The sequence below is a fragment of the Pelotomaculum sp. PtaB.Bin117 genome, assembly GCF_002067195.1.
Taxonomy (GTDB): domain Bacteria; phylum Bacillota; class Desulfotomaculia; order Desulfotomaculales; family Pelotomaculaceae; genus Pelotomaculum_D; species Pelotomaculum_D terephthalicicum.
Genome location: NZ_MVQM01000178.1, coordinates 91,691 through 106,137 on the forward strand (window position 1 = coordinate 91,691; position 14,447 = coordinate 106,137).

The 14,447-nt window shown below is 48.0% G+C and carries 13 protein-coding genes; 12 read left to right on the forward strand and 1 reads right to left on the reverse strand.

The window, feature by feature from the left end:
* Positions 1-87 precede the first annotated feature (87 nt).
* The 11 genes from A4E54_RS15215 to A4E54_RS15265 all read left to right on the forward strand — a co-directional run bounded on the left by A4E54_RS15215 (position 88) and on the right by A4E54_RS15265 (position 11,029).
* Positions 88-2,094 carry a bifunctional 4-hydroxy-3-methylbut-2-enyl diphosphate reductase/30S ribosomal protein S1 gene (locus A4E54_RS15215; protein WP_240082939.1) on the forward strand — a complete coding sequence of 669 codons (2,007 nt, stop codon included), beginning with the start codon at positions 88-90 and terminating at the stop codon, positions 2,092-2,094.
* A 167-nt stretch (positions 2,095-2,261) separates the two neighbouring features.
* A complete protein-coding gene (locus tag A4E54_RS15220; protein WP_240082938.1) occupies positions 2,262-3,065 on the forward strand; it encodes a DUF1614 domain-containing protein in 804 nt (267 codons plus the stop codon).
* Complete coding sequence (gene spoIIP / locus A4E54_RS15225) at positions 3,049-4,332, forward strand: stage II sporulation protein P (RefSeq protein ID WP_240082937.1); 1,284 nt, start codon at positions 3,049-3,051, stop codon at positions 4,330-4,332. Before A4E54_RS15220 ends, spoIIP begins: the two co-directional genes overlap by 17 nt.
* Positions 4,333-4,519: 187 nt before the next feature.
* Entirely contained in the window at positions 4,520-5,434 is a 915-nt protein-coding gene (locus A4E54_RS15230; protein WP_376741792.1) for a YIEGIA family protein, read from the forward strand.
* Position 5,435: 1 nt separating this feature from the next.
* Positions 5,436-5,627 (forward strand): capping complex subunit for YIEGIA, encoded by a 192-nt coding sequence (locus tag A4E54_RS15235; RefSeq protein WP_240082936.1) that lies wholly within the window; start codon positions 5,436-5,438, stop codon positions 5,625-5,627.
* Positions 5,628-5,640: 13 nt separating this feature from the next.
* The gene (locus A4E54_RS15240) at positions 5,641-6,132 is read left to right on the forward strand and encodes a DUF3189 family protein (protein WP_240082935.1); all 492 of its coding nucleotides are present in this window, start codon (positions 5,641-5,643) and stop codon (positions 6,130-6,132) included.
* Positions 6,101-6,565, forward strand: coding sequence for a DUF3189 family protein (locus A4E54_RS15245; protein WP_240082934.1), 465 nt, complete (start codon positions 6,101-6,103; stop codon positions 6,563-6,565). The genes A4E54_RS15240 and A4E54_RS15245 overlap by 32 nt, the downstream gene beginning before the upstream one ends.
* Before the next feature lie 56 nt (positions 6,566-6,621).
* Positions 6,622-7,938, forward strand: a complete 1,317-nt coding sequence (locus A4E54_RS15250; RefSeq protein ID WP_240082933.1) for a DUF512 domain-containing protein — start codon at positions 6,622-6,624, stop codon at positions 7,936-7,938.
* 31 nt (positions 7,939-7,969) lie between these two features.
* On the forward strand, positions 7,970-9,295 hold the full coding sequence (gene der / locus A4E54_RS15255) for a ribosome biogenesis GTPase Der (RefSeq protein ID WP_286726614.1): 1,326 nt from the start codon (positions 7,970-7,972) through the stop codon (positions 9,293-9,295).
* 43 nt (positions 9,296-9,338) lie between these two features.
* On the forward strand, positions 9,339-9,926 hold the full coding sequence (gene plsY, locus A4E54_RS15260) for a glycerol-3-phosphate 1-O-acyltransferase PlsY (RefSeq protein WP_240082931.1): 588 nt from the start codon (positions 9,339-9,341) through the stop codon (positions 9,924-9,926).
* A 47-nt stretch (positions 9,927-9,973) separates the two neighbouring features.
* On the forward strand, positions 9,974-11,029 hold the full coding sequence (locus tag A4E54_RS15265; RefSeq protein ID WP_286726615.1) for an NAD(P)H-dependent glycerol-3-phosphate dehydrogenase: 1,056 nt from the start codon (positions 9,974-9,976) through the stop codon (positions 11,027-11,029).
* A gap of 77 nt (positions 11,030-11,106) precedes the next feature.
* On the opposite strand, the gene A4E54_RS15270 is transcribed toward A4E54_RS15265, so the two are convergent.
* Positions 11,107-12,498, reverse strand: coding sequence for an ArsB/NhaD family transporter (locus A4E54_RS15270; protein WP_240082929.1), 1,392 nt, complete (start codon positions 12,496-12,498; stop codon positions 11,107-11,109).
* A 455-nt stretch (positions 12,499-12,953) separates the two neighbouring features.
* Between A4E54_RS15270 and spoIVA the strand changes: the two genes are divergently transcribed.
* On the forward strand, positions 12,954-14,432 hold the full coding sequence (spoIVA, locus tag A4E54_RS15275) for a stage IV sporulation protein A (protein ID WP_240082928.1): 1,479 nt from the start codon (positions 12,954-12,956) through the stop codon (positions 14,430-14,432).
* Positions 14,433-14,447: the final 15 nt, after the last annotated feature.

The window sequence follows — 14,447 nt, forward strand, 5'->3', positions numbered from 1 at the left end:
ATAAATTAATTAAAAATTGTAAAAATAGTTAGAAGGAAATTTAAGGTTGCATAGCGAATGTTCTTGTGATAAAAGCGGTGTTTAGTTATGGAAGTGCGGGTTGCTGAAAAAGCCGGGTTTTGTTTCGGCGTGAACAGGGCTATTGAAATGGCGCAGGCCACAGTATTAAAAGGGGCTGGCCCCGTTTATTCCCTGGGTCCGTTAATTCACAATCCGCAAGTACAGGCTCGATTAGCTGAAATGGGTATTAGAGAAATCTCGGATCCGGTGGAGGCAGATTCCGGAACGCTTATAATCAGGTCTCATGGTGTCGAGCCTGCCGTTCTGGAAACAGCCAAAGCGCGGGGTTTAAATATTGTGGATGCCACTTGTCCCTTTGTGCGTAGGGCACATGTTCTTGCGCGAGACCTCACCGCGGAAGGTTTTCAAGTGGTGGTAGTTGGGGATAAGCATCACCCGGAAGTACGCGGAATAATCGGTTGGGCCGGCAAGCAGGCTTTGGTGGTAGAGAATGCGGATGAATCAAGCCTGTTGTCAATGACCGGCAAAGTAGGGGTTATTGCTCAGACCACGCAATCCCTGGATAACTTTGAATCAACTGTTGAGGCTATTAGTAAGACAGGTGCGGAAATTAAAGTATTTAATACGATTTGCCACGCTACAGCAGAGCGGCAACGAGCTGCCCTGGAACTAACCCGGCAGGTAGACGTGATGGTTGTAGCAGGAGGTATCAGCAGTGCGAATACCAGGAAGTTGGTTGATATCTGTCGGAAATCGGGAAAGACAACATATCACGTCGAAACAGCGGATGATCTGGATCCGGCCTGGTTTCGGGGAGTAAAAGTTACAGGGTTAACAGCGGGTGCATCCACACCTGACTGGATTATAGAGGAGGTTAAAAGACGAATGAGTGACAACGAAGAGATGGTCAGCGCTGAAGAAGGCATGAAGGACGCTGTAGAGGTAAAGGCGCTACGGCATGGTGAAATTGTTAAAGGAGTGGTAGTTCACGTTGGCCAGGATGAAGTTATGGTTGACGTGGGCGCGAAATCCGAAGGAGTTATTCCCATCAGGGAACTGTCATGCTGTGAAGTTACTTCCCCCCAAGAAGTTGTCAAGGTGGGGGATGAAATAGAGGTATGCGTTTTGAAGGCAGAGGACAACGAAGGGAAGCTAATTCTATCCAAAGAGAAGGCTGATGCTGAAAAAGCCTGGGGTAAATTGGAGGATATGCTAAATACACAAGAACCTGTCCAAGGAACAGTCCGTGAAGTTGTTAAGGGCGGCCTGCTGGTGGATGTCGGCGCGCGCGCGTTTTTACCGGCTTCGCTGGTTGAAAGGGGCTATGTTGAAGACCTTTCGAAATATCTCGGTCAGGAGATTACTGCCCGGGTGATAGAAATAAACCGCGGCAGAAAAAAAGTAATATTATCGCGCAAAGCAGTACTTGAAGAAGATTATGCCCGCATTCGCCAGGAAATGCTGGAAAACCTGCAAGAAAACCAAATTGTCAAAGGCACCGTGCGTCGTCTGACTCAATTTGGAGCTTTTGTCGACATCGGCGGCGTGGACGGACTCCTGCACATTTCTGAAATGTCCTGGTACCGGATTAACCACCCTTCCGAAGTGGTCAAGGTTGGCGATGAACTGGAAGTGATGGTGCTGAAGGTCGACCGTGAAAATGAAAAGATATCGTTAGGTCTAAAGCAAGTATTGCCGAATCCATGGGACAGTGTCGAAGAGAAATATCCCGTGGGCAGTATTATAGTGGCAAAAGTCGTGCGTCTTGCTCCTTTCGGCGCTTTTGTTCAGCTTGAACCCGGCGTGGAAGGACTCGTGCATATATCTCACCTGGCTGATCATCACGTGGCCAAACCGGACGAAGTGGTAACTGAGGGTGAGGAGGTAAATGTCAAAGTTTTAAGCGTGGATAAGACTGATAAGCGCATCCGCCTGTCAATAAGAGAGGTCAACAAGGAAAAACAGGACCGGGAAGCCCGTGATTATTCCAGCGCCATGGGCCAGGAAAGCGGGAATGAGGTTATCACCATAGGTGACATGGTTGGCGATGTGTTTGAGAAAAAAGAAGATTAAGCTTGTAATAAGTACATTCAAAGAGCAACTTTAACAAGTCGGAAAGCGGTGATAGAGGCAAATCTATTACCGCTTTTTCTTTTTGGAGAAAAAGCGATTTGCATATTTTTTAAATGAGTGGACAGTCTAACAATGTTATTTCCCAATTATGAGGAGGCTGAATTACTTTGGAGCGATTTCCAGTTGGCATCACCCTTCTGCTACTCGGATCAGTAGTCGTTTATCTTGGGCTGGCCCAACGCGCTCTAGACCGGATGAGACTGTCTGACCGAGGAGCGCTGCTTGTCATCGCCGCAATCATTATCGGCAGTTTTATTAATATTCCCGTACCTTTTACCCCATTCAACACTTCAATTAACGTTGGGGGCGCGTTGGTGCCGATAGGGTTGGCCATATATCTCTTGTCTAAGGCAGGTACGGCAAAAGAATGGAGCAGGGCCCTCATTGGCGCGGTGGTAACGGCGATATCAGTGTACATAATCGGATCACTGGTTAACTCCGGTTCCACCATTGAGCCGGCCGGTCGTTATGCGGTATTGGATGCAATTTATCTTTACCCGCTGGTAGGTGGGATTGTCGCTTACATTTTCGGCAGGTCCCGGCGGGCAGCCTTTGTTTCCGCGACATTAGGCGTGCTTTTTGTTGATATCATTCACTATGTCTGGCTGTTAGGAAATGGCGCGCCGGGTAATTATAATGTTGCCATAGGTGGCGGCGGCGCTTTCGACACAATTATTCTGGCCGGTATTGTGGCGATTCTTCTGGCTGAACTGATTGGCGAATCTTTTGAGAGGTTATCAGGTGGACCGGGTGTAGCAGGAAGGTCGCGCAAATTAGTGCAAGGACTGCAAAAACCGCAATTTGAGGTTTCAGGTGAAGATAACGGCGAAAAACACGGGGAAGCGAAGAGAGGCGCGCCGAGTGATAACCGGAGAAAGGTGGATGCAGATAAACATGAAGGACAAGAGTAAACTCATTATTGGGCTGAGCGTTTTGGTGCTGCTGGGATGCTCTTTATTTTATTGTCACTCAAATAATCTCTTGTTATGGCCGGCTTTTACCACTGCGGGGTTTTTTAATAAAGAAACACCTGATCATCTAATCGGCAGATATACAACTATCGTTGATGAAGAGGGAAGCACTATCAGTGAAATGGCCAGAATAGCTGCGTCGGGAGATGAATTATACACCTCGGAAGGCAGGCATTACCGGGTGGAACGTGTTCAGGGGGACAAAGCTGAAGCAAAATTCCTGGGCATGGATTCACAAATACTGGCCTATAATGAATATTACGCCAATCAAAGCGCGGTAGTAGTTAAAAACCTGGCAGAAAAGAGCAAGAGCACTTTTGCTGTATACCACTCGCACACGGATGAATCTTATGTCCCTTCGGACGGTACAGACGCAATCCCTTTTAAGGGTGGCATCTATCAGGTAGGCAAAACTATGGCCAACCGGCTTCAAGGGTCGGGTTACCAAGTCGATTACGACCAGACGCCTCATGACCCGCACGATAATAACGCCTATACACGTTCCCGCCGGACGGCGACCAGTTTAATGAAGAAAAATCCGTCGGCCATATTTGACGTGCACCGGGACGGGGTTCCGGACCCTAATTATTACCGGACAACTATAGACGGCAAGAGTGTGGCCAAGCTTCGTCTGGTGATCGGCCGGGAAAACCCGAGGATGTCCGCCAACATGGACTTTGCAAAACAGATGATGGCTTCCGCCAATAATCTGCACCCCAAAGTGGTAAAAGAGATTTTTGTCGGAAAAGGTGACTATAATCAAGATCTAACGCCGACAGCTTTGCTGATCGAAGCTGGCACCCATACAAATACCAAGGAAGAAGCAGAGATGGGCATGTCGATGTTTTCAGAAGCTATTCCCGTGGTACTCGGTCTTTCGCCAGCTGCGCCCGCCGCTCCAGGCGCGCCCGTCACTAATAGACCGTCCGGGACAACGACCGGAGCCTGGAAGGCGTTGGGGTGGATCCTGGGGTTGACGATAGTTGGAGGGTTGGCGTTCTTATTGATCAGTTCAGGCGGCCTGGAAAACGCCAAAAAAAGACTGACCGGTTTTGGCAGGGAATTTAACAGCTTCCTTGGTCCGCGCGTGGCTGCGCGTAAACTCTCTAAGCCAGACCAAAAAGCAACCGGGGAAAATGTTCCGGGTGACGATCCTCTGGTGAACGAAGCATTGAAAGAGCGGAAAGATGACTTGACTAAGGATTAGGTACAGTGTCGTCCCGGCAACAAGACGACACTCCCCGCCGCTATTAGAACCGCTCTAATCTGACCGGACTTGCGGCATCAAATTGGCGGCCCTGCCGCCAATTTTCGCGCTGCAGTCCGGTTATGTCACCCTTCGCACGGATAAGAGCCGCATCTTGGGTTTTGTGATATTTCAGGGGGTGAGGGGACTGTCTCATTATTATCCTGATTACCTGGCTGTGATATTGATTGGTGTTTTAGCCGGCACCGCGGCCCGAATTATTTTGCTGCGGATTGACTACCGTCAATATCCCGGGTACCCACACGGCTACTTGACCCATACGGCCCTTGGCTTAATAGCCTCCGCGCTTGGCGCTGTCGCTGTTCCCGCTTTATTAAAGCCCGATTTTGTCGCGGTTACTTTTTTAACATTAGCTGCGCAGCAATTCCGGGAAATACGCAATATGGAGCGGCAGACGCTGGAAAGCCTGGAGAAAACAGAACTGGTAAAAAGAGGTCTGGATTACATCGAAGGAATAGCGAGGACTTTTGAAGCCAGGAACTACCTGGTAATGGGGACATCTCTGATTACCGCTTTGGCAGCCCAGTTTGGCGGGGTCCCGGCAGCGGTATTCGCAGCCTTTCTCATGCTTTACGCCAGCTATTATTTTATGTCGGGTGAGATCATCGGTGATATCTGTGATGTGGTCCCCGCAAGGCTGAGCTTCGACGGAAGTATCTTAAAAATTGACGAGATTGGCTTAATCAATATCGGTCTCAAATCAATGCGGGATAAAATATTGCAAGACGGATTGGCCGTGATGATCAAGCCAAAGAACAGCAACGCCCGCGCCACTATTCATGATATTGGCCAGCGGACGGCGATTGCCTTTACCGCCGCTGTTTTCCTGGGAACAAAGAAAGATGTGGACTTGCCTGAGTTTACCCCTCTGGCCAGGAAAAACCCGGATACCGGTGAGGTTGGACTTTATATTGTACCTGTACATAAGGACATTGAAAAGTTGATTGCCGCGGTAAAGCTCACGCCAGTGCTGGAGAGCGCCAGGAGCAAGCCGTTGAATGCGGGACCAAGCATCAAGTCTGTTGAAGATAAGGTGATGTGAATTGTTTAATGCGACAACGGGCACAATATTAGCTGTTATCACCCTTAATATGGAAGAAGTGAGCGGGGGTGCCCCTATTTTTTTTGCCGGTGATGAAGAAAAACAGGAAAAAATGGCCCGTTACTTGTCAAAAATGCTGGACGCGACGGTGCATGATTTAGAGAACGGGACATTGGTAATTGTCCGGCATTAGAGGAGCATGCTTGATGAAAATAATCTATCACTGTTACGGCGGCGCCCATTCCTCGGTCACAGCCGCGTCCATCCATCTGGGAATGTTACCCGCGGACCGTGTGCCGGGCCTGAAGGCATTCTGGGAAATACCTTTTTATGACCGGCAAGAAAAAGATGAGCACGGGCATATTTTTTTTATGGGCCTGGACGAAGCCGGTAATGAGATATATTTTTCGGCGTGCCGGGGCAGACCGCTTGTTTTCCAAAACATTTTCAAAGGTTTGGCCGGTATTTTTGAGATACCGGCGGAAGAATATCTACTGGTTGATGTAATGAAAAATGTGAACTGGACAATGAAGTTAGGCGGTTATCTCTCCAGGCGGTGCGGTTTTATCAGAGTCGGACGTCCGATAGTCACGCTGGGCACTCAGGCGGCTTATTTACAGGTTATTAATTTAGTTCGGCAAGTAAAAAAAGCAATCAGGTGTTGCGGTGAAGAAAATTCTATACGTCAGCGGCAGTAAATTTCCCCTCGCCGGTTTGGCCGGCGCAATTCATTCAGGCTCTCTGCCGGCGGGTAAGGAGCCGGCCGTCAGCGCATTGTGGAGCCTTCCTTTTATGAAATTAAATAAAAACAATGAAGGAGAAATAATATCCCTGGGAGAGGATGAACAAGGCAATAAAATATTCGCCCTTTCAATTAAAGGTGACCGTGCCTTGATCAACCGTCTGATTGACAGCTTTATCAGCATTTATCAACGTGCGCCAGAAGAGCTATACATGGTGGATATTAAATTCAGAGAAAATTATTTATTGCGGGCGGGACAAATCTTATGCCGTTCTGTAATATTAACTCCTTTGGGGAGAACAATTGTCTTAGCCGGTGTCAAAAAGATCTTTGATTCTCTAAACCAATTAGTGCATGAGCAGAAACAAGGGAAAGGAAAACTCCCTTGACTATATAATGGAATTTATAGATAATGGTTTGAGAACAGCGGCAGGGAGGGGCGCCCGTGAGGCAACTAGGCCTGGAAGTATTCAGGGTGGAGCCGGGCAGTATCGCCGGCGAGCTTGGGCTGGAACCGGGTGACCGGATAGTGCGGATCAACGGCGAACCGGTGCGGGATTTAATAGACCTCCGTTTTTTAGAAACTGACGAGAGTTTGGATATGATCATAACAAAGCGGGATGGCGGCCGTTGGCTTCTGGATGTTGAAAAAGATTACGACGAGCCTCTGGGCATTGATTTTGGTCCGCGCAACTTCGGACACACCATCCACTGCGCTAATAAATGCCTTTTTTGTTTTGTTGATCAAATGCCGCCTGACATGCGGCAGACACTTTATCTAAAGGATGATGATTACCGGCTTTCCTTTTGGAACGGTAATTTTATCACCCTTACCAACCTGCAGGATGAGCAGTTGAGGAGGATTGCCAGGCAGCGGCTTAGTCCTCTGTATATATCGGTTCATACAACCAATCCGGAGCTGCGGGAGCGGATGCTGGGGAACAAACAAGCCGGCCTGATTTCCGAACAGCTTAAATACCTGGCCGGGGCGGGTATAGAAATGCATACCCAAGTGGTGCTTTGTCCCGGATTAAATGATGAAAAAGAGCTTGAACGGACTTTAGCCGACCTGGTTGGCCTGTGGCCGGCAGTTGGCTCTCTGGCCTTGGTGCCGGTAGGACTGACCAGGTTCAGACAAGATTGCTGTCAACTGCGGACTTTCCATCGTGACGAGGCGGCGCGATTGTTACAATGGGTCACTCAAAAGCAGGACGATTTTCTTGAACGTCTGAATAACCCGTTTGTTTACGCTGCGGATGAATTTTACCTGCTGTCCGGTGAACAGATCCCTAACGCGGAAAGATATGCCGGTTTTCCTCAGGTGGAAAACGGAGTTGGTTTAACCCGCCTTTTTCTGGACGAGTGGGAGATAGCTAAAGCCGGATTGCCCAGAAAGGCGCCAAAGCTCAAGGCTACCTTAGCCACAGGTATGCTGGGGGAAAAAGCGCTCAGGCCGGTGGCGGCCGGACTTAATAACGTTAAGGGACTGAATGTTTCCATATCTGTAATAAAAAATCATTTTTTCGGTGAGCAGATTACGGTAGCCGGTTTGGTTACCGGTCAAGATTTGATTGCTCAGCTTAATCCCGGCGAGATAGGGGATCTTCTTGTGCTCCCGGCAGTGATGTTAAAAAAAGACGAGGAGATTTTCCTGGATGGACTGACCTTGCCGGAAATATCCAGGCATTTGCATAAGCCGGTTGCCGTGGCCGGCGGTCCACGGCAGTTAGTGGAAATCCTGATTCCATCCACCGGCCGCTGACTGTTGAAAGTTATTTTGGAGGTGAAGACCGGTGCCCAAACCGGTAGTAGCAATAGTAGGTCGGCCTAATGTGGGCAAGTCAACTCTTTTTAACCGGATTGTCGGCGGTCGGGTGGCTATAGTTGAAGATGAGCCCGGAGTAACCAGGGACCGCCTTTACCTGGAAGCCGAGTGGGCCGGCCGCAGCTTTACCCTGGTGGACACAGGCGGGCTGGATTTCCAAGAAAACGGGGAAATTAACCGGGGGGTCCGGCGGCAGATTGAGCTCGCCATACAAGAGGCCAATGTGGTATTGTTTGTGGTTGACGCCAGGGCGGGGTTAAATCCCGACGACGAAGACGCAGCTGCAATCATTCGACGTTTAAATAAACCGGCTGTACTTGCCGCCAATAAAGTGGAAAATTACGGTTCCCAAACCCAGCTTTATGAATTTTATCGCCTGGGCTTGGGAGAGCCGGTTCCCGTATCAGCGGCGGAGGGTCTCAATACCGGCGACTTGCTGGACAGGCTGGTTGAATTGCTCCCCCATGAAGAAGAGGAAAAGTATCCGGCAGACACAATCAAGATTGCTGTGATCGGCCGCCCCAATGTCGGCAAGTCTTCTTTAGTCAATACCATTTTAGGCGAGGAGCGGGTAATTGTCAGTAAAATATCCGGTACTACCCGCGACGCTATCGACACTCCTTTTGAACGGGACGGCAGGCCATATGTAATCATTGACACGGCTGGCATGCGGCGTAAGAGCAAGGTCGGCGGACTTACGGAAAAATACAGCGCGATAAGGGCATTAAAGGCTGTAGACCGGAGTGATGTTGTATTGATTGTGCTGGACGCTGTGGCAGGGGTTACAGAGCAGGACAAGCGCATCGCCGGGTATGCCCATGAAGCGGGAAAGGCTACGGTAATAGTGGTGAATAAATGGGACCTGATTAATAAGGATGACCGCACAATGAACCGCTTTACCGAAAATATTCGCAAGGAATTAAGCTTTATGCAATATGCTCCGGTTATTTATATTTCGGCTCTCACCGGGCAGCGAGTGCCCAGGGTGTTGGAACTGGTTGATTTTGTCGCGGGACAGCATGCGATAAGGCTGAGCACCCCTAACATAAACAACTTGATCAAAGAAGCTGTAATGCATAATCCTCCGCCGGGAGACAAGTCCAGGCGGTTGAAAATTATGTATGCGACTCAGGGCGGGGTAAAACCTCCTAAGTTTATCTTGTTTGTGAATGAGCCGGAATTAATGCATTTTTCTTATCGGCGTTACCTGGAAAACCAGTTCAGAAACGCTTATGGATTTGAAGGGACACCGATTTGGTTTGGCTTGCGCAGGCGCTCTAAAGAAGAACAGTAGAATATGAATACCTGTTTGTTCAAATGAAAGGGAGATAATATTCTTGCATTATATCTGGATCGTATTGGCTAGCTACTTAATTGGCTCTATTCCCGCCAGTTATCTGACTGCCCGTTACTGGAAGGGAATTGATATACGCGGCTTGGGAAGCGGCAATGTCGGCACCACCAATGTGTGGCGCAACGCGGGGCCGGCGGCGGGGGTTGTCGCCCTGGCGGGGGATCTCGGGAAAGGAGTGCTGGCCGTCATTTTGGCCAAGCATTTCGGCGGACCATCACTAGTGGCTCTAGCAGCCGTGGCGGTGCTGACCGGGCACAGTTGGCCGGTTTTTCTCGGTTTTAAAGGCGGCAAGCTGGTTGCCACAGGGGTTGGGGTGCTGGCCGCCGTTTCCCTTCCTGTCGGTGCTTTAGCCGCGGCAATTTGGGTTGTTGCCGTGGTCATTACCAGATATGTATCCATTGGTTCCTTACTGGCGGTGTCTTCAATACCTTTCCTGATGCTGGCTTTTCACCTGGAGCGGCCTTATCTTGCGCTGGGCGTTTTTATCGCTGCCTTTGCGGTGGTTAAACATATTCCCAATATTAAGAGGTTGTTTACGGGGACGGAACCCAGAGTGAGAAAGTTATTCTAATATTTTCGACATAGTATACAATCAGAAAAAAATAGGAGGTAAAACAGGTGAGGGAACTGGTCGGAGTTATCGGCGCCGGGAGTTGGGCTACAGCCCTGGCGGTGCTTCTTGCCAAAAAGGGTTGCCGGGTTAAGATGTGGGCCCGCCGGCCTGAATTGGCTGAAGAAATAAATGCCGCCGGAGAAAACAGACATTACCTGCCCGGCGTGGCGGTTCACCAAAATATAGAAGTAACAGCTGATCTGGAGCAGACTTTCTGGAAAGCAGGGGTAATTTTTTTTAGCGTGCCTTCTCACGCTTTTCGCGAGGTTGTGCGCCAAAGCCGTCCCCTTCTGGCGAATGACGTGATCTATGTAAATACTGCAAAGGGTATTGAAGAAACAAGTCTCATCAGCATGTCGGATGTTTTTGCCCAGGAAGCCGGCACGGAATTGCTCCAAAAATACGCAGGTTTGTCCGGCCCCAGTCATGCTGAAGAAGTCGGCCGGGATCTTCCAACGGCGGTAGTAGCGGCGTCACACCAGATGGAGACCGCTGAATATGTCCAGGAATTGTTGATGAGTGAGAGCTTCAGAGTTTATACCAACCCGGATTTGCTTGGTGTGGAGTTGGGCGGCGCCTTGAAAAATATTATCGCCCTGGGTACCGGTATCGCTGAAGGCTTAAGCTTCGGCGACAACACTAAAGCAGCCCTGATGACACGCGGTTTAGCAGAGATTACCCGTCTGGGCGTAATCATGGGCGCCAATCCGCTGACTTTTGCCGGTTTGGCCGGCGTGGGCGACTTAATCGTAACCTGTACCAGTAGACACAGCCGCAACCGGCGGGCAGGTATCGCCATTGGCAAAGGAAGTTCAGTTAGTGAAGCTTTGGAACTGGTTGGCATGGTAGTTGAAGGTGTCCGCACCACTCGCGCCGCCCACCAGCTTTCCGCGCGTTATGCCGTGGAAATGCCTATAACTGCTCAGATCTACAAGGTACTCTTCGAGGAGCTTTCCCCGGGGACTGCTGTAAACAACCTAATGAGCAGGGGGCGCACCCGGGAAATGGAAGAAGTGGCCAGGATGACCGTAAAATTGCTGAATAATAACTGCTCATATTAGCCTTTATCAAATATAAGTATATAATCCTGAAATTTAGAGCATTTTTATACTTAAACCAGCCGTTAGATGGTAACGGCTTACTTATCTGTAACACGTTTTTGTTTTATTAGCATCTTGGTGAGTGGTTTTATAATTAAAGCAAGAATTACTGCTATACCCAAAGTTACCGCAATATTTGTCATGGTATTGAACAAATACCAGAAAAGAAGATAAACAGTGGATGCCGATATAGACAATAACATCAGTGGGAAAGCCACCTTCATATAATTTATAAAGCTGATATTTAACTCCTGCTTTTCGGCCATACCTATAACGACCACATTAGCCGATGAACCTATAACAGTCCCGTTGCCACCTAGACAAGCACCTAACGACAGCGACCACCAGAAAAAATTTAAGTCCGCAATACCTCCCAAACGGCCCATCTCTTGGATTAATGGAATCATTGCGGCGACAAAGGGAATATTGTCAACAAAGGCCGAAGCTATGGCAGATAACCAAAGAATCAGCATGGCTGTTGGAACCATGCTGCCGCCAGTCACCGCCAGAGACCACTTAGCCATTAATTCAATCACACCTACCTTTTCTAAAGCTCCCACTACCACGAATAGGCCGATAAAGAAGAATATAACGGGCCATTCAACTGCTTGCAAGGAATGTTCCGTGTCATCCCCGGTAGCCAGAAGCAACAAGCTGGCCCCCGACAGGGCTATAACTGATGATTCGAGGTGTATATATTGGTGTAAAACAAAACCCAGGACGGTAATAAAAAGAACTACCAGACATTTATTTAATAACTTGGCATCTTTTATCTGATCCTTTTCATCAATTTTCATAATAATATCTTGAAGTTTCGGTCTAGATACTAGTTGTTTTCGAAATATAATTTGCATATAAAATATGGTCAAAATATATATGATAATTATTACAGGCAACAGGTTAATGAGGAAATCCATAAAGCCTAGTTCAGTGGCACTACCAATCATAATATTGGGCGGGTCACCTATTAAAGTAGCTGCACCGCCAATATTGGAGGATATAATTTCTGCTATCAGGAACGGCACCGGGTTGAGTTCTAGTTGCTTGGCTATAGCAAAGGTTACCGGCACAATTAAAAGCACAGACGTAACGTTATCTAATAACGCAGACAAGACAGCTGTAATCAAAGACAAAGCAGCGATAATTTTAAGTGGCTCCCCTTTCGAACTTTTTACAGCCTTAATTGCCAGGTATTCAAAAATGCCTGTTCGCCTGGTGATGCCAACGATTATCATCATACCCACCAGTAAGCCAACGGTATTGAAATCTATAGCTGCGACAGCTTGGTCCAGACCTAATATTTTCGTTGAGACCATCAAACTAGCTCCTACCAATGCAACCACAGTGCGATGAACTATTTCTGATACTATCACTGCGTATGTAATTAAGAATACCGCAGTGGCAAAAATGACTTGAGCGCTTTCCGACAAGAAAATTTCTCCTCTCATAAAAGTTAGGTAGACATTGTTTTCATCTACCTAATATAAAAACTCATTTTTCCATTAAGAATATTTAGTTATCAAGGTGGTATTTTTGAAATCCATTTTTAGTCTGAAATTATCAAGCTTAAGCTAGCCGTTTCTTAATATTATAATATCCGTTGAAATAAACATTGATACCAGCTATGAGCGCCCTGATTTGTGCCAGGTTAATTATGGAAAATATTTTTTGGATTTTTCATTTCCCAGGTTATATTCACTTAAAACAGTCCATATATATATATTGTTATTGTATGCCACTGGAAAAAAATAACCGTGGACTAGGTTTCACGAATGAGTTTAATATTATGACTTTTTCTCTTGTGGAGGAGGGATGCGTGCGCTTCATACGGATTCACCTTTTGAGAAAATCCTTATTAAATCTTTTACGGGAGGGAGTGTGAAAAATGGAAAAAACCGATATTTTCCGCGATATTGCGGAACGCACCGGGGGGGATATGTATCTCGGTGTGGTTGGAGGCGTCCGCACCGGCAAATCCACATTTATTAAGCGATTTATGGAATTAATGGTTTTACCCAACATGAAAAATATTTATGACCGTGAGCGGGCCAAGGATGAATTACCGCAAAGCGGGGCCGGACGGACAGTGATGACCACCGAGCCGAAGTTTATTCCAAACGAGGCTGTGGAAATCCAGATTACCCCTAATTTGAATATTAAGATGAGAATGGTTGATTGCGTTGGCTACCGTGTCGAGGGCGCACTCGGGTATGAAGAAGAAAACGAGCCGCGGATGGTGTCGACACCTTGGTTTGAAGAGCCGATTCCCTTTCAGGAAGCCGCTGAAGTTGGGACCAGAAAAGTAATTTCCGAACATTCGACTATGGGGCTGGTCGTCACTACGGACGGGTCAATTACAGATATTCCAAGGGAAAGCTATGTCGAAGCTGAAGAAAAGGTCATTGAAGAAATGAAGGATATCAACCGTCCTTTCCTTGTTCTATTTAATTCAACCGCGCCGGATGAGGATGAAACCAGAAAAATGGCCGCGGAATTAAGCGAAAAGTACGACGTGCCGGTAATTCCCATTGACTGTTCGCAAATGTCCCAGGCTGATGTATTATATGTGCTGGAGAAGCTCCTGTATGAATTTCCGGTTAACGAAGTAAATATCAGCCTGCCCCCCTGGGTTGAAGTATTGGATTTCAAACACTGGCTTCGCCAGAAGTTTGAGGAATCGATCCGGGAGACTGTCAAAAATATCCGCAGGTTGAGGGATATCAACGGGGCGGTGGAGTTTTTGGCGGACTATGATTTCATCGATCAGGCCACCCTGCGGAATTTGGACATGGGTACCGGCTCTGCTTCAATAAACGTTACGTCCGCTGCGGAATTGTTCTACCAGGTGCTGAGCGAGCAGTCCGGATTTAATGTGGAAGGGGAGAAAGACCTGTTCCGCCTGGTTACAGACCTGAGTGTGGCGAAGCGGGAGTATGACAAGGTGGCAAGCGCTTTGAGCGAAGTCAGGGGCGCCGGATACGGTGTGGTAACACCAACCTTGGATGAGTTGATCCTGGACGAACCGGAACTCATCCGCCAGGGCAACCGCTTCGGGGTGAGATTAAAGGCAAGCGCCCCATCTTTGCATATGATCAAGGCTGACATTACCACTGAAATTACGCCAATCATCGGTACGGAGAGACAATGCGAAGAACTGGTCAGATATATGTTGAATGAGTTTGAGGAAAATCCGCAAAAAATTTGGAAGTCGGAAATCTTCGGCAAATCCGTGCATGATCTGGTAAGGGAAGGAATTCAGAACAAGATTCAGCGCATGCCGGAAAACGCCCAGCTAAAACTGCAAGAGACTCTGCAGCGCATTGTCAACGACGGCTCGGGCGGACTGATTTGTATAATAATCTAAGAAAGTTAACCGGTC

Coding starts and splice junctions, on each gene's coding strand:
- A4E54_RS15215 (WP_240082939.1), top strand. CDS start 88: ATGGAAGTGCGGGTTGCTGAAAAAGCCGGGTTTTGTTTCGGCGTGAAC.
- spoIIP (WP_240082937.1), top strand. CDS start 3,049: ATGAAGGACAAGAGTAAACTCATTATTGGGCTGAGCGTTTTGGTGCTG.
- A4E54_RS15240 (WP_240082935.1), top strand. CDS start 5,641: ATGAAAATAATCTATCACTGTTACGGCGGCGCCCATTCCTCGGTCACA.
- spoIVA (WP_240082928.1), top strand. CDS start 12,954: ATGGAAAAAACCGATATTTTCCGCGATATTGCGGAACGCACCGGGGGG.